This window comes from Klebsiella aerogenes (assembly GCA_029027985.1).
GTDB classification, from domain to species: Bacteria; Pseudomonadota; Gammaproteobacteria; order Enterobacterales; family Enterobacteriaceae; genus Klebsiella; species Klebsiella aerogenes_A.
Genome location: CP119076.1, coordinates 440,980 through 455,881 on the forward strand (window position 1 = coordinate 440,980; position 14,902 = coordinate 455,881).

A 14,902-nucleotide genomic window follows, 5' to 3' on the forward strand; every position below is an offset into this window, starting at 1 on the left:
TCACGGCATGAATGTATTAATTAGGTCTAACGATAACTTATTGTACTTAAAGAAATAAAAAAAGGCGCCCTGGGGCGCCTTAAGAATAATACCCGGTTACTTTCCGTGGCGGGTAAAACGACCTCTAACTACCACAAAAAACACCGGTACGAAGAAGATGGCCAACAAGGTAGCGGTAAGCATACCGCCCATTACACCCGTGCCTACGGCGTTTTGCGCGCCGCTACCTGCGCCATGACTAATCACCAATGGCATGACCCCAAGAATAAAGGCTAATGAAGTCATTAATATAGGGCGTAGACGCATCCGTGATGCTTCCAACGTCGCTTCAATAATACCTTTACTTTCTTTATCCATAAGGTCTTTGGCAAACTCAACAATAAGAATGGCGTTTTTCGCGGATAAGCCAATAGTCGTTAACAGGCCAACCTGGAAATAAACGTCATTATTCAATCCTCTAAGCGATGCTGCTAATAACGCGCCGATAACGCCTAATGGCACGACTAACATGACTGAGAACGGAATAGACCAGCTTTCATAAAGTGCCGCCAGACAGAGGAAGACGACAATCAGCGAAATAGCATAGAGCGCTGGCGCCTGGTTGCCTGATAAACGCTCCTGATAGGACATGCCGGTCCAGTCATAGCCAATACCTGCAGGCAATTTACTGGCCAACTGCTCCATTAGCGCCATGGCTTCACCGGTACTCTTGCCCGGAGCCGCTTCACCGAGAATCTCCATTGAGGGCAGGCCGTTGTAACGCTCCAGACGTGGGGAACCATACACCCAACGTGAGGTGACAAATGCCGAGAACGGTACCATCTCTCCGTTGGCGCTGCGCACGTACATGTTATTGATATCACCTGGCAGCATACGGAATCTGGCTTCGGCCTGAACATAAACCTTCTTCACGCGACCGCGATCGATAAAGTCATTCACGTAATAGCCCCCCAGCGCTGCCGAGATGGTCTCGTTAATGTCGGATAACGATACGCCCAGTGCCTGTGCTTTCTCTTCATCGACGTCGAGTTTAAATTGCGGTGTGTCCTCCAGACCATTAGGGCGAACGCGCACCAGTTGATCCGGATGTTGTTTTACCATGCCAAGAAGCTGGTTTCTCGCCTGCGTCAGCTGCGTATGCCCTAAGCCGCCCTGGTCGATCAGCTCGAAGTCGAAACCGGTCGCGGTGCCTAATTCAATAATAGCCGGCATGTTGAACGGGAAGACCATCGCATCTTTAATCTGACCAAAGGCGGCGGTGGCGCGTTTGATAACAGCCTCGACGCTGTTTTCCGTACCACTACGTTCTTCCCACGGTTTCAGGCTTACGAACGCCATACCGGAGTTTTGCCCCTGGCCGCTGAAGCTAAAGCCGTTAACGGTGAACACGCTTTCAACGTTTGCCTTTTCTTTCTGCAGGTAGTAGTCAGTGACGGAGTCGAGCACCTTTTGTGTACGCTCCTGGGTGGCGCCTGCAGGCAGCTGGATCATGGTCAGGAAAACGCCCTGGTCTTCGTCTGGCAGGAAGGAAGTGGGCAGACGGACGAACAGTACAGCCATACCGATGACGATCAGTAAATAGATAACCAGATAGCGCCCGGTACTACGCAGGATCCCGCTTACACTGTTGGTGTAATGGTTAACGCTAAGATCGAATTTGGCGTTAAACCAACCAAAGAATCCTTTCTTATCATGATGATCGATGGATGACGGTTTTAACATTGTCGCGCACAATGCGGGGGTCAGCACCAGTGCAACCAGTACAGACAGGGCCATTGCGGAAACGATGGTGATGGAGAACTGCCGGTAGATTGCCCCAGTAGAGCCGCCAAAGAAGGCCATCGGGACGAATACTGCCGAGAGCACCATCGCAATACCGACCAGCGCGCCCTGTATCTGCTCCATCGATTTCTCGGTGGCTTCTACAGGTGAAAGCTTCTCCTCGACCATCACGCGTTCGACGTTTTCTACTACCACGATCGCATCATCGACCAGCAGACCTATCGCCAACACCATACCGAACATCGTTAACGTGTTGATGGAGTAACCGAACATCGCCAACACCGCAAAAGTGCCCAGCAGAACCACCGGGACGGCAATTGTCGGGATGAGCGTTGCGCGGATATTCTGTAGGAACAGATACATCACGAGAAAGACGAGGATAACCGCTTCAAACAGCGTTTTAACGACTTCGTGAATGGAGATTTTCACGAACGGCGTGGTGTCGTATGGATAAACCACTTTCATGCCCTGTGGGAAGAAGGGCTGCAGTTCCGCGAGTTTGGCTTTAATTGCCGTTGCGGTATCCAGTGCGTTGGCGCCGGTCGCCAGCTTAATCCCCAATCCGGAAGCCGGCTTCCCGTTGATACGCGCGACAACGTTGTAGTTCTCGCCACCTAATTCAATGCGGGCGACGTCTTTCAGACGCACCACGGAACCATCCGTGTTGACCCGCAGCGTGACTTTGCCGAATTCCTCCGGATCCTTCAGGCGCGTTTGCGCGATAATCGAGGCGTTAAGTTGCTGGCCTTTAACGGCCGGCGTACCGCCAAGCTGACCAGCGGCAATCTGATCGTTTTGTACCTGCAGTTGGTTAATCACGTCGACCGGAGTCAGGTTATATTTGTTCAGCAAGTTGCCGTCGAGCCAAATACGCATGGCATATTGCGCGCCAAACAGCTGAACGTCGCCCACGCCGTTCAAACGGCTGATAGGGTCTTTGATGTTAGATGCGACGTAGTCGGAAATATCATCCTGACTGGTGCTCGGGTTATCGGAGATAAAGCCCGCAACCAACAGGAAATTGCTGCTGGACTTCTCAACGCTAATCCCTTGTTGCTGTACTTCTTGCGGCAGGAGTGGCGTCGCCAGCTGCAATTTGTTTTGTACCTGTACCTGTGCGATATCCGGATCGGTACCGGATTTAAACGTGAGCGTAATAGTTACGCTACCTGCGGAATCGCTGGTAGAGGACATGTACATCAGGTTATCGATACCATTCATGTTCTGCTCGATAACCTGGGTGACGGTGTCCTGTACGGTTTGCGCATCTGCGCCAGGGTAGGTCGCAGAGATGGCGACCGCAGGCGGCGCGATAGTCGGATACTGCGCGATGGGAAGTTGCATGATGGCAAGGCCACCGGCGATCATCATGATGATCGCTAACACCCACGCAAACACCGGTCGATGAATGAAGAACTTAGACATAGCGATTCATACCTTATTGTGCGGCAGAGGCGGCGGTATCTTCCGTTGCCTTCACGGTGACGCCAGGGCGAACCTTCTGTAGTCCGCTGACGATAACCTTGTCGCCGTCTTTCAGACCGCTGGCAATCAGCCATTTATCGCCAATGGCCTGCGAGGCGGTGACTTCACGGTTTTCCACCTGATTTTGTGCGTTGACGATCATCACTGTGGCATCGCCGCGTGGCGTACGGGTGACCCCCTGTTGTGGTATCAGGATCGCCTTCGGATTCACGCCTTCATCAATGCGGGCACGGACAAACATGCCCGGCAATAAGGTATGCTGAGGATTCGGGAATACTGCCCGCAGGGTGATGGATCCGGTGCTTTCATCGACGGTAACGTCAGAGAATTGCAGGGAACCCTTCAGAGCATAAGGCTGGCCATTTTCCATAAGCAGTTGCACGCTTTTGCTCTCATCACCACGCTGCAGGCTTTCCTGTTTCAGGCGCATGAAGTCATTGCTGGATTCAGTGACGTCGACATAAATCGGGTCGAGCTGCTGGACTGTCGCCATGGCGTCAGATTGACCGTTGGTCACCAGCGCGCCTTCGGTGACGCTGGATTTACCAATGCGCCCGTCGATTGGCGAGGTGACTTTGGTATATGCCAGATTGATACGCGCGCTTTCGACCGCCGCTTTGGCCGCCACCACATCGGCATCAGCCTGATGAGCGGTGGCGATAGCCTGGTCATAATCCTGCTGACTGATGTATTTCGTTCCCAGAAGAGGGACATAGCGTTTCACCGTCAGATGAGCAATAGCCGCGGCGGCCTCTGCTTTCGCTTCATCGCCTTTCGCGCTGTTCCAGGCCGCCTGATAAGTGGCAGGGTCGATTTGATAGAGCGATTCACCGGCCTTGATATCGCTACCTTCGACAAAGTTGCGTTTCAGGATGATGCCGCTGACCTGCGGACGCACCTCGGCGACGCGGTAGGCGGAGGTGCGCCCCGGCAATTCAGTGGTGACGGAGAGCGGTCCGCTGCTCACCACGTGTACGCTGACCTGCGGCGCTTGCGCCTGCGTTTGCTTATCGCCCGAATTATCGCAACCAGTAAGCAACAAGGCGGAGATAATTAGGCTGGATAAAAGAGAAACTCTGGCATGACTCGTCATTGTTGTTCCTTATAGATTACGGGCCGGAGAGGGCGGCGAATCTGCGAAGAAATAATGAATATTAAAGCGGTCCGTTATCCTACAAATAAACATCGGTGGATGTAAGGAATAGTTATTTTTGAACGGCGAACAAGGCACGCAAAAACAAAAAAAGGAGGGTATTTTCGTTTCTCTCTGACGATTATTATTTTCGTGAATGTGTTTTTATTGATTATTTGCTGGGTGTATTGAATGGGGGGTAATTAAATAATCCAATCTGCATTTTTGCTAAATGATATTATTCAGGGAGTGTTAAATTGACAAGCGCATCAATCAATTCTGTATTCACCGTTCGGTAGTAAGTGGGAAAGGCTATGGCCAGAAGAACCAAAGAGGATGCGTTAAGAACGCGTCAGCTCCTGATTGAGTCCGCTATCCAGCAGTTTGCGCAGCGCGGCGTCGCTAATACCACGCTCACCGATATCGCCGATGCCGCTGGCGTAACGCGCGGGGCGGTGTACTGGCACTTTTCCAGTAAGGCTGAGCTGTTTAATGAAATGTGGCAGCAGCAGCCTCCGCTAAGAGAGTTGTTGCCGCATCTGCAAAGAGAAAGGGATAACCAGGATCCGTTAACCGGTTTACGTGACAAGTTTATTACCGGATTGCAATATATTGCTGAAAATCCGCGACAACAGGCGTTACTGCAGATTCTTTATCATAAATGTGAGTTCACCAGCGATATGTTATCGGAGAATGAAATCCGTCAGCGAATTGGTTTTAATTACGTGATAATTCGCGACGTCCTGCAACGTTGCGTCAGAAACAGACTATTACCAGCAGAAACAAATATCGAACTCACGTTGATTATATTACACGGGGCTTTTACCGGGATTATAAAAAACTGGCTAATGGATCCCGAGCAATTCAACCTCTATCAGCAGGCACCATTGCTGGTGGACAATATCATGTCGGCGTTATCGCTTCAGCATCCTGGCTATACAGGATGGCCGATGTCTGTGGTTGGACAGTAAACCAGGGTAAGAAAATCAGGCAATAAAAAAGGCGCTTCCCCATGCCGAAGAGCGCCTTTTTAATCCAGCAATTAACTGATTAGTATCAGTTCATGCCGTATTTTCAGAACCTATGTTTTTTATGGTTCACCCTCGTTTAAAGATGTTCATCTATCCTACTGATAACAAAAGACAATTAACCTTTCTTTGTTTGGCTTTGTTCATTGGCGTTCATAGAGTAACATTGTGATGTGTAGTCAGTGGTGTAGTCAGTGCCAAAAATGAACTGAGGTTTTTATGGCTGGTGGTACGAACAAATTAAGCGATACATCCCTGCGTAAGATGATCGGGAGAGAAAGCCCCGCCGATAGCTTCTATGCCGATGGTGACGGCCTGAGCGTTAAGGTGTCTAAGGTGGGGGTAATGACCTGGTATTTTACGTACCGTGTTGGTGGTCGTTCTACGGCCCCGCAGCGCATAAAGCTGGGGAATTATCCAGACCTCTCCATTAAATCCGCCAGAGAGAAGCGTGAGCAATGCCGTTCATGGCTTGCCGAAGGAAAGAATCCTAAGCACCAGCTTATGATCACCACTCAGGAATCGTTAAAGCCGGTCACGGTGAAAGAAGCACTCGATTATTGGATCAGAGAATATGCTACCCACAAGCGGGCCAACGTCCAAAAACATATTGAACAACTAAATAAGCATATTTACCCATACATTGGAGATCATCCACTTTCTATGTGTGAAACGCGCCACTGGTTGGAGTGTTTCAGCCGTGTAAGGTCTGATGCTCCTGTGGCAGCCGGCTATCTTCTGCAGATGTGTAAACAAGCTCTGAAATTCTGCCGTGTGCATCGATACGCGACAAGCAATGCGCTCAGCGACCTGACGATTGATGACGTTGGAAAAAAGCAGGAGAAGCGCGACAGGGAGCACACCAGACAAGAGTTATCTGATATCTGGATCGAGAGTACAGGCCTGAAATTCAAACCTTACTATGCCTCGCTGCTGCACCTGCTGGTGGCGTTTGGCTGCCGCACTCAGGAACTGAGATTATCGGCTATCAAAGAGTGGGATTTGCAGGACTGGATTTGGACTGTGCCGAAGGAACATAGTAAGGGGGGCGAGAAGATATTGCGTCCGATTCCCGGCGCCATGAGGCCATTTATCACCGCCCTGATCGAACAAAACCGGGATAGCGGCCTGCTGCTGGGCGAAATGAAGAAACCAGAAGCCGTCAGCCAGTGGGGGCGTAATATTTATAAACGTCTTGGCCACGCAGAACCGTGGACGCTACATGACCTACGCCGGACGTTTGCCACCACGCTTAACAATATGGGGATCGCTCCGCATGTTGTTGAGCAACTGCTTGGGCATACGCTTGGTGGCGTTATGGCCGTTTATAACCGTAGTCAGTATTTGCCTGAAAAACTGGATGCGCTGAATAAGTGGATGGAGCGCCTTGATTTGTTGGCGAACGGTGACGACAACGTTATTTTGATGAAGGTATAGAAATGAAACTACCAGTGCGTTTGTATTACCCATTACCCGAAGCGGCGGAAAAGTTAGGATGTAGCGTTAAAGATCTTTATCATTTTGCGGCCATTGGAGCTTTGGATATTGTCGTGTTTTTTCCTGCTCTCAAACATGATTGCTTGATGCTAATGATCCCGGATTTTATGGAAGGGGAGATAGACTACGATTTTGGCGGTGTTTTGGGTTCAGAACGTTGGACAATTTCCGGGATACAGCTGCAGGAAGATGCTGAAATTCCCGGCTACTATGCTAAATCGATAAGTGGCTTCTTCTATCTCAATCGGGAATATTTCTCAGTTCCTGAGTTTTTAGGTGCTGATGCGAAGATTCGTTCACCATTTTTTACTACTCGCTCTGAAAGCGAAGGTTGGGAATGCCAGATCACGACCATCAATGGTGGGATTGAGATCGATACGCGTTTTTTATGCGTAATGGCTGATGATTTGGCGAAAATTAAGGAAATTGGTTCGTTACCTGTAAATCAGGCCGGAGAATCACCAAAGACAGTTTCGAAGAAAGCCGAGTTGATCCCAGCCCTGTTAAAAATGATTCCAGAACTAGAGGGATTAGATATCGAAATGGGTCCTGTAGCAAAGATTATCTCTGTACTGGAAGCAGCAGCAGCGGCAAAAGGGGTGGATCTTCCTGCAACAGATAAGAACACTTGGGCTAAATATCTCGGTAGGAAGTGAATTCACATATAAAAAAGTGATATCTACGGATCCTCAATAACCCCTCTCCAAAATGCTCCTGAACAGTAATGAACAGGAGCATTTATCTATGAACAATACACCCCAACATGCTGAACGAGTGATCCGCGAGGCTGAGTGTCGCCAGCTAACCGGCATTTGTCGCACTACCCGCTACCTGATGGAAAAGGACGGTAAGTTTCCGGCCCGTCGTAAGCTGGGTGGCCGTGCCGTGGGATGGCTTTTGTCCGAAGTATCCGCCTGGCAGCAAAGCCGCAGTAAAGCGGTATAGGGGGGATTATGGAGGGAAAAACAAAGGCGGTCGCGCTAGACCGCCAGTGTGGGTTCTGGTATCGCAGAACAAAGCTGAAATTTAATAATACCAGGGCTATTGCTGGTGGTCAAAGCTTAGGCGCTGCTGAGATTACAGGAACTCAGCCAATGGCGTGGTTAGGGGGTATGCCAATCGTTGGACCAACCCCCTTTGGGACTACGAACTTTTCCGTCTACCAACAGGGTACGGCGATGGCGCATACCCCTCAGCCTTTCGGCTCAATGCCGCGCTGTTGTAATTCCTTGCGGATAACACGTTTGAGCCATGCTGATATAGTTTCATCCCCATCTTCTTTCATTGCTTGCAGCATAGCTTCTTCGAGGGATGGTTCTACTCGAAATGCGATCTGTTTATTTCCTTTAGGCATCTTTGCGTTTGACATATGTCTGACACTCGGTTTAATCTTAATCGTGTCATTCAATGTATCTCATGTGTCTGACACTTGTAAAGCGCGAAACCCGGCAGTGTTACCAGCACTAACCGGGCTTCTAACCAAACCGTTAACTGGAGTAACGACTATGGCTGAATCACAGCATAACCAAACTCACCCGAAATTTACATGGCTCTTTCTGGCAACCCCTAAGAGCCATCCAGACTGTTCGCCGATAGTTCTGCGTTTTGATACTGATACTGAGGAGAATGCCCGCGCTGCTTTCCCCGGCTGGGAAATGGTATTCGCTGCCAAAATTCGGGCAGAAGCACCATGCCGTGTCGCGTTCTTTGATTACAACACCCGCCGCGGTTGGGCTTTTGATAGCGCCTCAGATAGAGAGGTGGTTGGCCATGATTAATACATACCGCACGAAAAGTGATCTTCTTACCTTGGCTCAAGAGGTCGCCTCGCTTCTGTCATGCGTTTCTTATTTGGCAACAATCAGAGGGGATGAAGAGCGTCTCCATGTCATGAGTTTAACGGGCCTCGCTTACCGACTTGCTGATGAACTGGCAAATGAATTGGATATCTCAGACCTCGACCAGATTAAGTCTTGCAAGGATGGCGAACAATGATAAGCAACGTGAAATTTAACGATCTGGAAAAGCGCTTTGATCTACTGGTGGAAAAGGTGTTGACCCTTGAGCTGCAGATCAAATCACTCACCGATAGCCAAGGGGGAGAGATTCCCCCGGGTATGGCGCCCTTGTCTACTCTGGCCGCTGAGTTCGGTATTTCCACCAAAAAGGCTGAAGAACTGGCGAAGAACACAGGCGTGATGATGGTGAAGCTAAAAGGTGGTGGCTTTGTTGCACCTGAAGAGAAATTCAGGGAAGCGGCCAGGCTGGTGCTGCGTAGCGCTAAGCGCAAATACGGATCGGCATACTGGTATCACCCGCTGATTGGAAAATTCCAGATGAGCGGAGGGATCCCTAAATGACAGAGCAAGTGACAGAGGTCGAATCAGTATCCGATGCCCTGTTTTCATGTGTCTATCGTTGGGCGCATGGTAAACCATATACGCGCACAGATGTGGAGAATGCCCTCCACCAGCATAAGGATCCGGCAACTGCTTACGGCAAGTTGGTGCTTAAGCTAGAGCAGCTACAGGCTATGAGTTACGACGAGTTATGTGATGCCGGATTTTTGGACACTGATACAGAAAAGGCTATTTCCTTACGTCGGGAGGCCCTTGAAGAATTTATTCCTCGTGAAGAACTATTAACATTGTTGGCAGACACTGAAAGCATTTTGCGCATTTTCCCTGAGTCCGGGGGAAACCAAAGCCGTAAAAAGACACGTTTACCGTTATCTCGTGGATCTGATGGATTTGATGCGCGTCAGGACTATGTAATGAAGCATATCCTCCCAGCGCAGTCACTTTGTAGCATATATGGCCCCAGCGGCTCGTATAAGAGCTTTCTGGCGGTTTCGTGGGCCTGTCATGTTGCAGCAGGTCGCCCTTGGGCGGGAAAGAAGGTAACACCCGGAGCGGTTCTGTATGTCGTCGGTGAGGGTGGCGTAGGGGTTCCCCGTCGTGTCCGGGCATGGGAGCAGGTACATGGTATGGTTGCGAACAATCTTTATCTCGTAAATCGCCCAGTATTTCCCGTGCGTCCTGCTGAAATTAACGAGGTGCTGGTGGCCGCGCGTCAGGTTGAGTCTGAGTGTGGTTTTCCCGTTCGGCTGGTGGTGATCGATACGCTGGCTAGATGCTTTGGCGGCAATGATGAGAACGATGCTCGAGATATGGGGGCGTTTATCGAGGGCTGTGACACTATCAAACAGAAAACGGGCGCTACAGTGCTGGTGGTGCATCACTCAGGTAAGGATGAAGCAAAGGGAGCGCGTGGCTCCAGTTCATTCAGGGCCGCACTTGACGCTGAATTTAACGTTAAACGGGAAGGTGATGGCAGGGCGCTTATCTTGTCCTGTACCAAGATGAAAGACGCTGAGGAGATGGAGAAAAAAGCGTATGACCTAAGGCCTGTTGATCTGTACACCGATGAGGACGGGGAAAATATTTGCTCTCTGGTAGTCCGTGATGTTCCTCGCGATGCTAAGGAAATTGCGACGGAACTGGCGACAGTGACCAATATCACCGAAAACCACGCCACCCTGTGGAATATCATCCGTAGCCGTGTGGCTGACGGCGGTCCCTGTACCAAAGCGCTGGTACGTGATGATATGAAAGCGATGGGTGTCAGTAACGTGAAGAACTTTGGCCGATGGCTTACAAAGCTTGAAAGAGATGGAGTTATCGCTATTTCTGGCGAAAACCTGTCAATTATTTCAAAAAGAAAAAGTGATGATGAAAGTGAGTGATGGTGAGTAGTAGACGGCGATGCACCCCGGTGCTCCTCACTTATTCTGTGTATATGCACCAAAAGTGAGGAACACCACAAAAGCCCCGCCATTACTGGTGTTAGGCTATTTCTCATGAAAGATGGTGAGTAGTGGTTGAGGTGTGTAAAAAGTGAGTAATACATGAGGAGCTAAGGCTCCTCTTTTTTTATTTTAATATCCCGGAAATTGCAACAATATTGATATGTATTGCATTTAGATCAACACTGAATGTGTATCTAACATGAGGTGATGATGATGAGAAAACAACGTAGCAAGGGCGTTAGCGTAATGCTTGATGGCGAGATAGTTGTAGCGCTTAAACAGGTACAAGCCAACGTCATCCAGAAGATGAATCAGGCCGGTGTGTTCGGTATGGCAGCTACGCCAACCCTTGGCTATCTGGCGCGTCAGTTACTGCGTAACCGTCTCGGGTTGCCTGACGATAAAGCTGACAGCGCTATCTCTGACTGAAGGAGGGCTCAACATGGCATTGTCAGAGCGTGATATATCGCTGATGAAAGCTATGGCGGATGAGTTCAGAGAGGTGCTTGACGAACGCGAACAGAAGCACGTGGACGCAATGCACGAACAGTCGCTACGCATAGCCAAGCTGGAGAGTGAGGTTGAAGGTCTGATCTCATTGCTGGGTGAATCGTGAAGCCGGGGGGGTATCTTTCGATCGAAAATGCCTATGCCTTGGACACCGCCCCCCCTCTCACGCAGAGAAAAAATTCCCTTTTGAGGGGTATTAACATTCGAAGTTCGGCATATAAACATGTAAACAATTTCATTTAATTAATTGAATTTAAAATATTTATTTGCTCTGGTTGTTAACTTGAATTTTTATACCCCCTGTTAACATCGCTATAAACATTTTCAGGAGAAATAATATGAAAGGTGTCATGCTTGTTCGCGCTGCGCGAGCGCTCATTAAAACCAATGGGCGGGTACATGAAGCCAAAGAGATTTCGGAGAATGACCCGAAGGTAGAAGCATATTTATCAAAGGCTATTGTCGCTGGTGCGACGACCAGCGGTCCTCTTGTCACAACGGATATTGTTGCTCGTGAGTTTGCTGAGTATGCGTTCTCTCTGTCCATCCCTGGGCGGATCATGGCTAATGCCATGCAGTTACCGTTTAATTCGCAGGTTGGAGCCGTCAGTGGCATTGGCGCCGGGTGGGTTAAAGAGGCTCAGGCCGTGCCAGTGAGGAAAGGCAATGTTGTAAAATCAGGAGTTTTATCCCCTTTTAAAGTCGCCTCATTGGTGGTTCTGAGCGATGAGCTTCTGAGGCTGGCCACTCCAGGCACTGATAATGTCATTCGCAATATGATGGTTAGCGAAGCCGTCCGGGAAATTGACCATAAATTCCTTTCTGCGGATGCTGAGGTTGATGAGGTGTCCCCCGCCGGCGCGTTCCTTAACGCACCATCTGCAGGCGATTTGGCGGCTGCTATCAATTTGCATACCAGCAACGGTAACAGCGTGTCTGGCTCTGCTCTGGTGATGCCGCTTACCTCAGTGCTTAACCTCACCAATGATCAATTGCGCCAGTTTGATTTGCTGGGTATCTCTGTAATGCCAAGCCAATACGCAACAGGCCTATCACTGATTGATCCTGCAAATATGATTATCAACGTGGAAGGTGCTGGGTTGATGACTGCAAGAGAGGGGACTGTGGAAATGTCGGATACTCCCGACAATAACACTTCAGAACCGGTTCACACTGAGCAAGTCAGTCTCTACCAAGCGAACGCCGCCGCTATCATGACCATCCTTTACTGTGCATGGGTCAATGTAGGCAAGCCAGTAACCATCATCGAACAGTCCTCGTAAACCAAAGCGCCAGAAATGGCGCTTAGCCCCAAAGTGCAAAAAAGCACTCTGGAACAAATCAACCATTCTGGAGGTTTTCATGGCCGCTAAATCACTAGGCACACTCACCATCGACCTGATCGCCAGAACCGGCGGTTTTGTTCAGGGTATGGATAAAGCCGAACGCTCGTCACAAAAATGGCGGGATAACGTTAAAAAAGATGCTGCAGCCGTAGGCGCATCGCTTGCTGCGGTCGGTACTGCAGCAGCCGCTGCTGCTATCGGTGTTGGTGCTGCCGGCATTGCCCTGGTAAAAAATACTTCAGAGCAGATCACCGCGGCTGATCGCTGGGCTAAATCTCTCAAAATGTCTACTCAGGATCTTCTTTCATGGCAGTTTGCTGCTGAGAAAGCAGGATTAACAGGGGATAACATTGCTGACATCTTCAAGGATATTAACGATAAAGTCGGCGATGCTGTGCTTAACAAGTCAGGTGAAGCTGCTCAAGCACTCGATACCCTCGGGCTTTCAGCTCAGAAGCTGGCCGAGCAATCTCCTGATAAGCAACTGATGGCAATCAGTGAAGCATTACAGAAAATCCCCTCTCAGGCAGGGAAAACCAATATTCTCGAAAGCCTTGGTAATGACCTGTCAAAAATGCTGCCGTTGTTCGATAACAACAATGAGAAGCTGAAACAGTTTATCCAGCTATCAAAAGATTTTGGTGTCGCACCGCCACAGGAAGATATTGATAATCTTGTTAAAGTTAATCAGTTTTTCCAGGATATTGAGAGCAGTGCGAAAGGGTTAAGAATTGAGATTGCCAGTGGACTGGCTAAAGTTGACCTCTCACCGATTCAGGATGGTCTAGATGACATCCGCGAGGTTTTTACCGATCCCGCTGTTCTGTCTGGTCTGGCAAAGCTAGTCGGAGGGATGGCAGAGTTAGTCGGTTGGATGGGTAAGCTAAGTTCTGAATCTGCTAATTTTATCAGCCATATACTTGAAGTGCCTGACAGGTTTAAGGCTGGAGGCTGGTACGAGTTTGAAAAAAATCAGAGATTAGGAGCCATAGCAGATACGCTTCAATCAGATTTAGGGGTAATTACTAAACCGTCTTCAAATTCAGACTTGCCAATAAATAATCTTCTTCTTCCCGGGGAGAGTAACCAGAAACAGACTAAGAAGCCTGATGCTGAGGCAAAAAAACTTGAAAGCGCCTATAAAGCTGTAGAACAGTCATATTTAAAGCAAATTGCGCTGGTAGATCAGCTAACTGGGAAAACCAAAGACGCCACGGAAGTTGAAAAACTTCATTTCGATTTGGCATCTGGCCGTCTCGTTGGAATAAATAAAGAACAGCAAATACGACTTGAAGGATTAGCTTCAGAAGTTGATAAATATAACGCGCTATCAAAGTTCCGTGATTTGCAGGATGACTTATTAACACCGGAAGAAAAATTACTTAAAACGACGAAGGAGCGTTTTGAAGTATTAAAAAATATTCAGGGTATGACTGGTATCAGTCCTGATGAATATAAAAAAGCCGCCAAGGCCATCTCGAAAGCGTCATTTTCCGACGCGCCTAAATTTAGTGGTCTTGATCCGATGTTTGGTGGTGAGTCTGGGGAGTTGAAAAAAGTTGATGACGCACAGAAAGAGCAGGAAAAATGGTATCAGAACCAGCTAGATTTGCTGGACCAGAACCGCAAGGCACGTTCTGATCTTAATGAGGAATGGGATGCCAGAGAGCTTGAACTGAAGAAAAAACACCAAGAAGAAATGAATAAGCTTGATGATGCTCGTAAGCAGCTGATGTTGAGCAGTGTTGTCGATGGGCTTGGGTCTATGGTGGATTTGACCCGTACAGCTTTCGGTGAGCAATCAGGAGTATACAAAGCGGCGTTCGCTGTCCAGAAAGCTGCTGCTATTGCTCAGTCTACTGTAGCAATCCAACAGGGGATTGCCATGGCAGCAGCAAACCCTTTCCCATACAACCTTGCAGCAATGGCCAGCGTAGCCGCTTCTACTGCAGGTATCGTGTCTAACATTGCTGCTGTTGGTATGGCTCACGATGGTATTGACGCTGTTCCAGAAACCGGAACATGGCTTCTTCAGAAGGGAGAACGTGTAGTCACGGCGAATACTAGCGCGAAACTGGATGAGACCCTTAACCGGATCTCCAAGCAATCCAGTTCTGGTAATCAGATTTCCCAGGAATTTAATTTTAACGTTAATGGCGATCCTTCTGATGCTCAGATAGCCATGATGAAGAAAGCGGCTGCTGACGGCGCCAAGATGGGGTATCAGAAGGCGGTAAATTCAGTAATTACTGGTCAGGGTGATTTGCACAAGGCACTGATGAATAAAACTAATGCAGGTAGAAAAATTGGGTGA

General features: G+C 49.0%; 15 protein-coding genes. 12 read left to right on the plus strand and 3 right to left on the minus strand.

All coding sequences use genetic code 11. From position 1 onward, the window contains the following. Positions 1 to 96: 96 nt before the first annotated feature. Positions 97 to 3,207 carry an efflux RND transporter permease subunit gene (locus PYR66_02135; GenBank protein ID WEF28560.1) on the minus strand — a complete coding sequence of 1,037 codons (3,111 nt, stop codon included), beginning with the start codon at positions 3,205 to 3,207 and terminating at the stop codon, positions 97 to 99. Between the two features lie 13 nt (positions 3,208 to 3,220). Continuing rightward, positions 3,221 to 4,360: an efflux RND transporter periplasmic adaptor subunit gene (locus PYR66_02140; GenBank protein WEF28561.1), complete on the minus strand. Its 1,140-nt coding sequence runs from the start codon at positions 4,358 to 4,360 to the stop codon at positions 3,221 to 3,223. Between the two features lie 353 nt (positions 4,361 to 4,713). Between PYR66_02140 and envR the strand changes: the two genes are divergently transcribed. The 4 genes from envR (at position 4,714) to PYR66_02160 (ending at position 7,869) form a co-directional block, all read left to right on the plus strand. After that, positions 4,714 to 5,370, plus strand: a complete 657-nt coding sequence (gene envR, locus PYR66_02145) for an acrEF/envCD operon transcriptional regulator (protein WEF30339.1) — start codon at positions 4,714 to 4,716, stop codon at positions 5,368 to 5,370. 276 nt (positions 5,371 to 5,646) lie between these two features. Then, positions 5,647 to 6,864: a site-specific integrase gene (locus PYR66_02150; GenBank protein ID WEF28562.1), complete on the plus strand. Its 1,218-nt coding sequence runs from the start codon at positions 5,647 to 5,649 to the stop codon at positions 6,862 to 6,864. A 2-nt stretch (positions 6,865 to 6,866) separates the two neighbouring features. Further along, complete coding sequence (locus PYR66_02155; protein WEF28563.1) at positions 6,867 to 7,580, plus strand: hypothetical protein; 714 nt, start codon at positions 6,867 to 6,869, stop codon at positions 7,578 to 7,580. 88 nt (positions 7,581 to 7,668) lie between these two features. Beyond that, a complete protein-coding gene (locus tag PYR66_02160; GenBank protein ID WEF28564.1) occupies positions 7,669 to 7,869 on the plus strand; it encodes an AlpA family transcriptional regulator in 201 nt (66 codons plus the stop codon). Positions 7,870 to 8,116: 247 nt separating this feature from the next. Here PYR66_02160 and PYR66_02165 read toward each other — a convergent pair whose 3' ends face one another. Next, on the minus strand, positions 8,117 to 8,332 hold the full coding sequence (locus PYR66_02165; protein WEF30553.1) for a hypothetical protein: 216 nt from the start codon (positions 8,330 to 8,332) through the stop codon (positions 8,117 to 8,119). Between the two features lie 97 nt (positions 8,333 to 8,429). Here PYR66_02165 and PYR66_02170 point away from each other — a divergent pair, with 97 nt between their 5' ends. The 8 genes from PYR66_02170 to PYR66_02205 all read left to right on the plus strand — a co-directional run bounded on the left by PYR66_02170 (position 8,430) and on the right by PYR66_02205 (position 14,902). Beyond that, a complete protein-coding gene (locus tag PYR66_02170; protein WEF28565.1) occupies positions 8,430 to 8,702 on the plus strand; it encodes a host cell division inhibitor Icd-like protein in 273 nt (90 codons plus the stop codon). Continuing rightward, positions 8,695 to 8,919: an aminotransferase gene (locus tag PYR66_02175; GenBank protein WEF28566.1), complete on the plus strand. Its 225-nt coding sequence runs from the start codon at positions 8,695 to 8,697 to the stop codon at positions 8,917 to 8,919. The genes PYR66_02170 and PYR66_02175 overlap by 8 nt, the downstream gene beginning before the upstream one ends. Next, complete coding sequence (locus PYR66_02180; GenBank protein ID WEF28567.1) at positions 8,916 to 9,284, plus strand: hypothetical protein; 369 nt, start codon at positions 8,916 to 8,918, stop codon at positions 9,282 to 9,284. The genes PYR66_02175 and PYR66_02180 overlap by 4 nt, the downstream gene beginning before the upstream one ends. Continuing rightward, the gene (locus PYR66_02185; GenBank protein ID WEF28568.1) at positions 9,281 to 10,669 is read left to right on the plus strand and encodes a helicase RepA family protein; all 1,389 of its coding nucleotides are present in this window, start codon (positions 9,281 to 9,283) and stop codon (positions 10,667 to 10,669) included. The genes PYR66_02180 and PYR66_02185 overlap by 4 nt, the downstream gene beginning before the upstream one ends. A 276-nt stretch (positions 10,670 to 10,945) precedes the next feature. After that, positions 10,946 to 11,161: a hypothetical protein gene (locus PYR66_02190; GenBank protein ID WEF28569.1), complete on the plus strand. Its 216-nt coding sequence runs from the start codon at positions 10,946 to 10,948 to the stop codon at positions 11,159 to 11,161. Positions 11,162 to 11,174: 13 nt separating this feature from the next. Continuing rightward, complete coding sequence (locus PYR66_02195; GenBank protein WEF28570.1) at positions 11,175 to 11,348, plus strand: antitermination protein NusG; 174 nt, start codon at positions 11,175 to 11,177, stop codon at positions 11,346 to 11,348. 232 nt (positions 11,349 to 11,580) lie between these two features. Further along, complete coding sequence (locus tag PYR66_02200) at positions 11,581 to 12,525, plus strand: hypothetical protein (protein WEF28571.1); 945 nt, start codon at positions 11,581 to 11,583, stop codon at positions 12,523 to 12,525. A 79-nt stretch (positions 12,526 to 12,604) separates the two neighbouring features. Beyond that, positions 12,605 to 14,902 carry a phage tail tape measure protein gene (locus PYR66_02205; protein WEF28572.1) on the plus strand — a complete coding sequence of 766 codons (2,298 nt, stop codon included), beginning with the start codon at positions 12,605 to 12,607 and terminating at the stop codon, positions 14,900 to 14,902.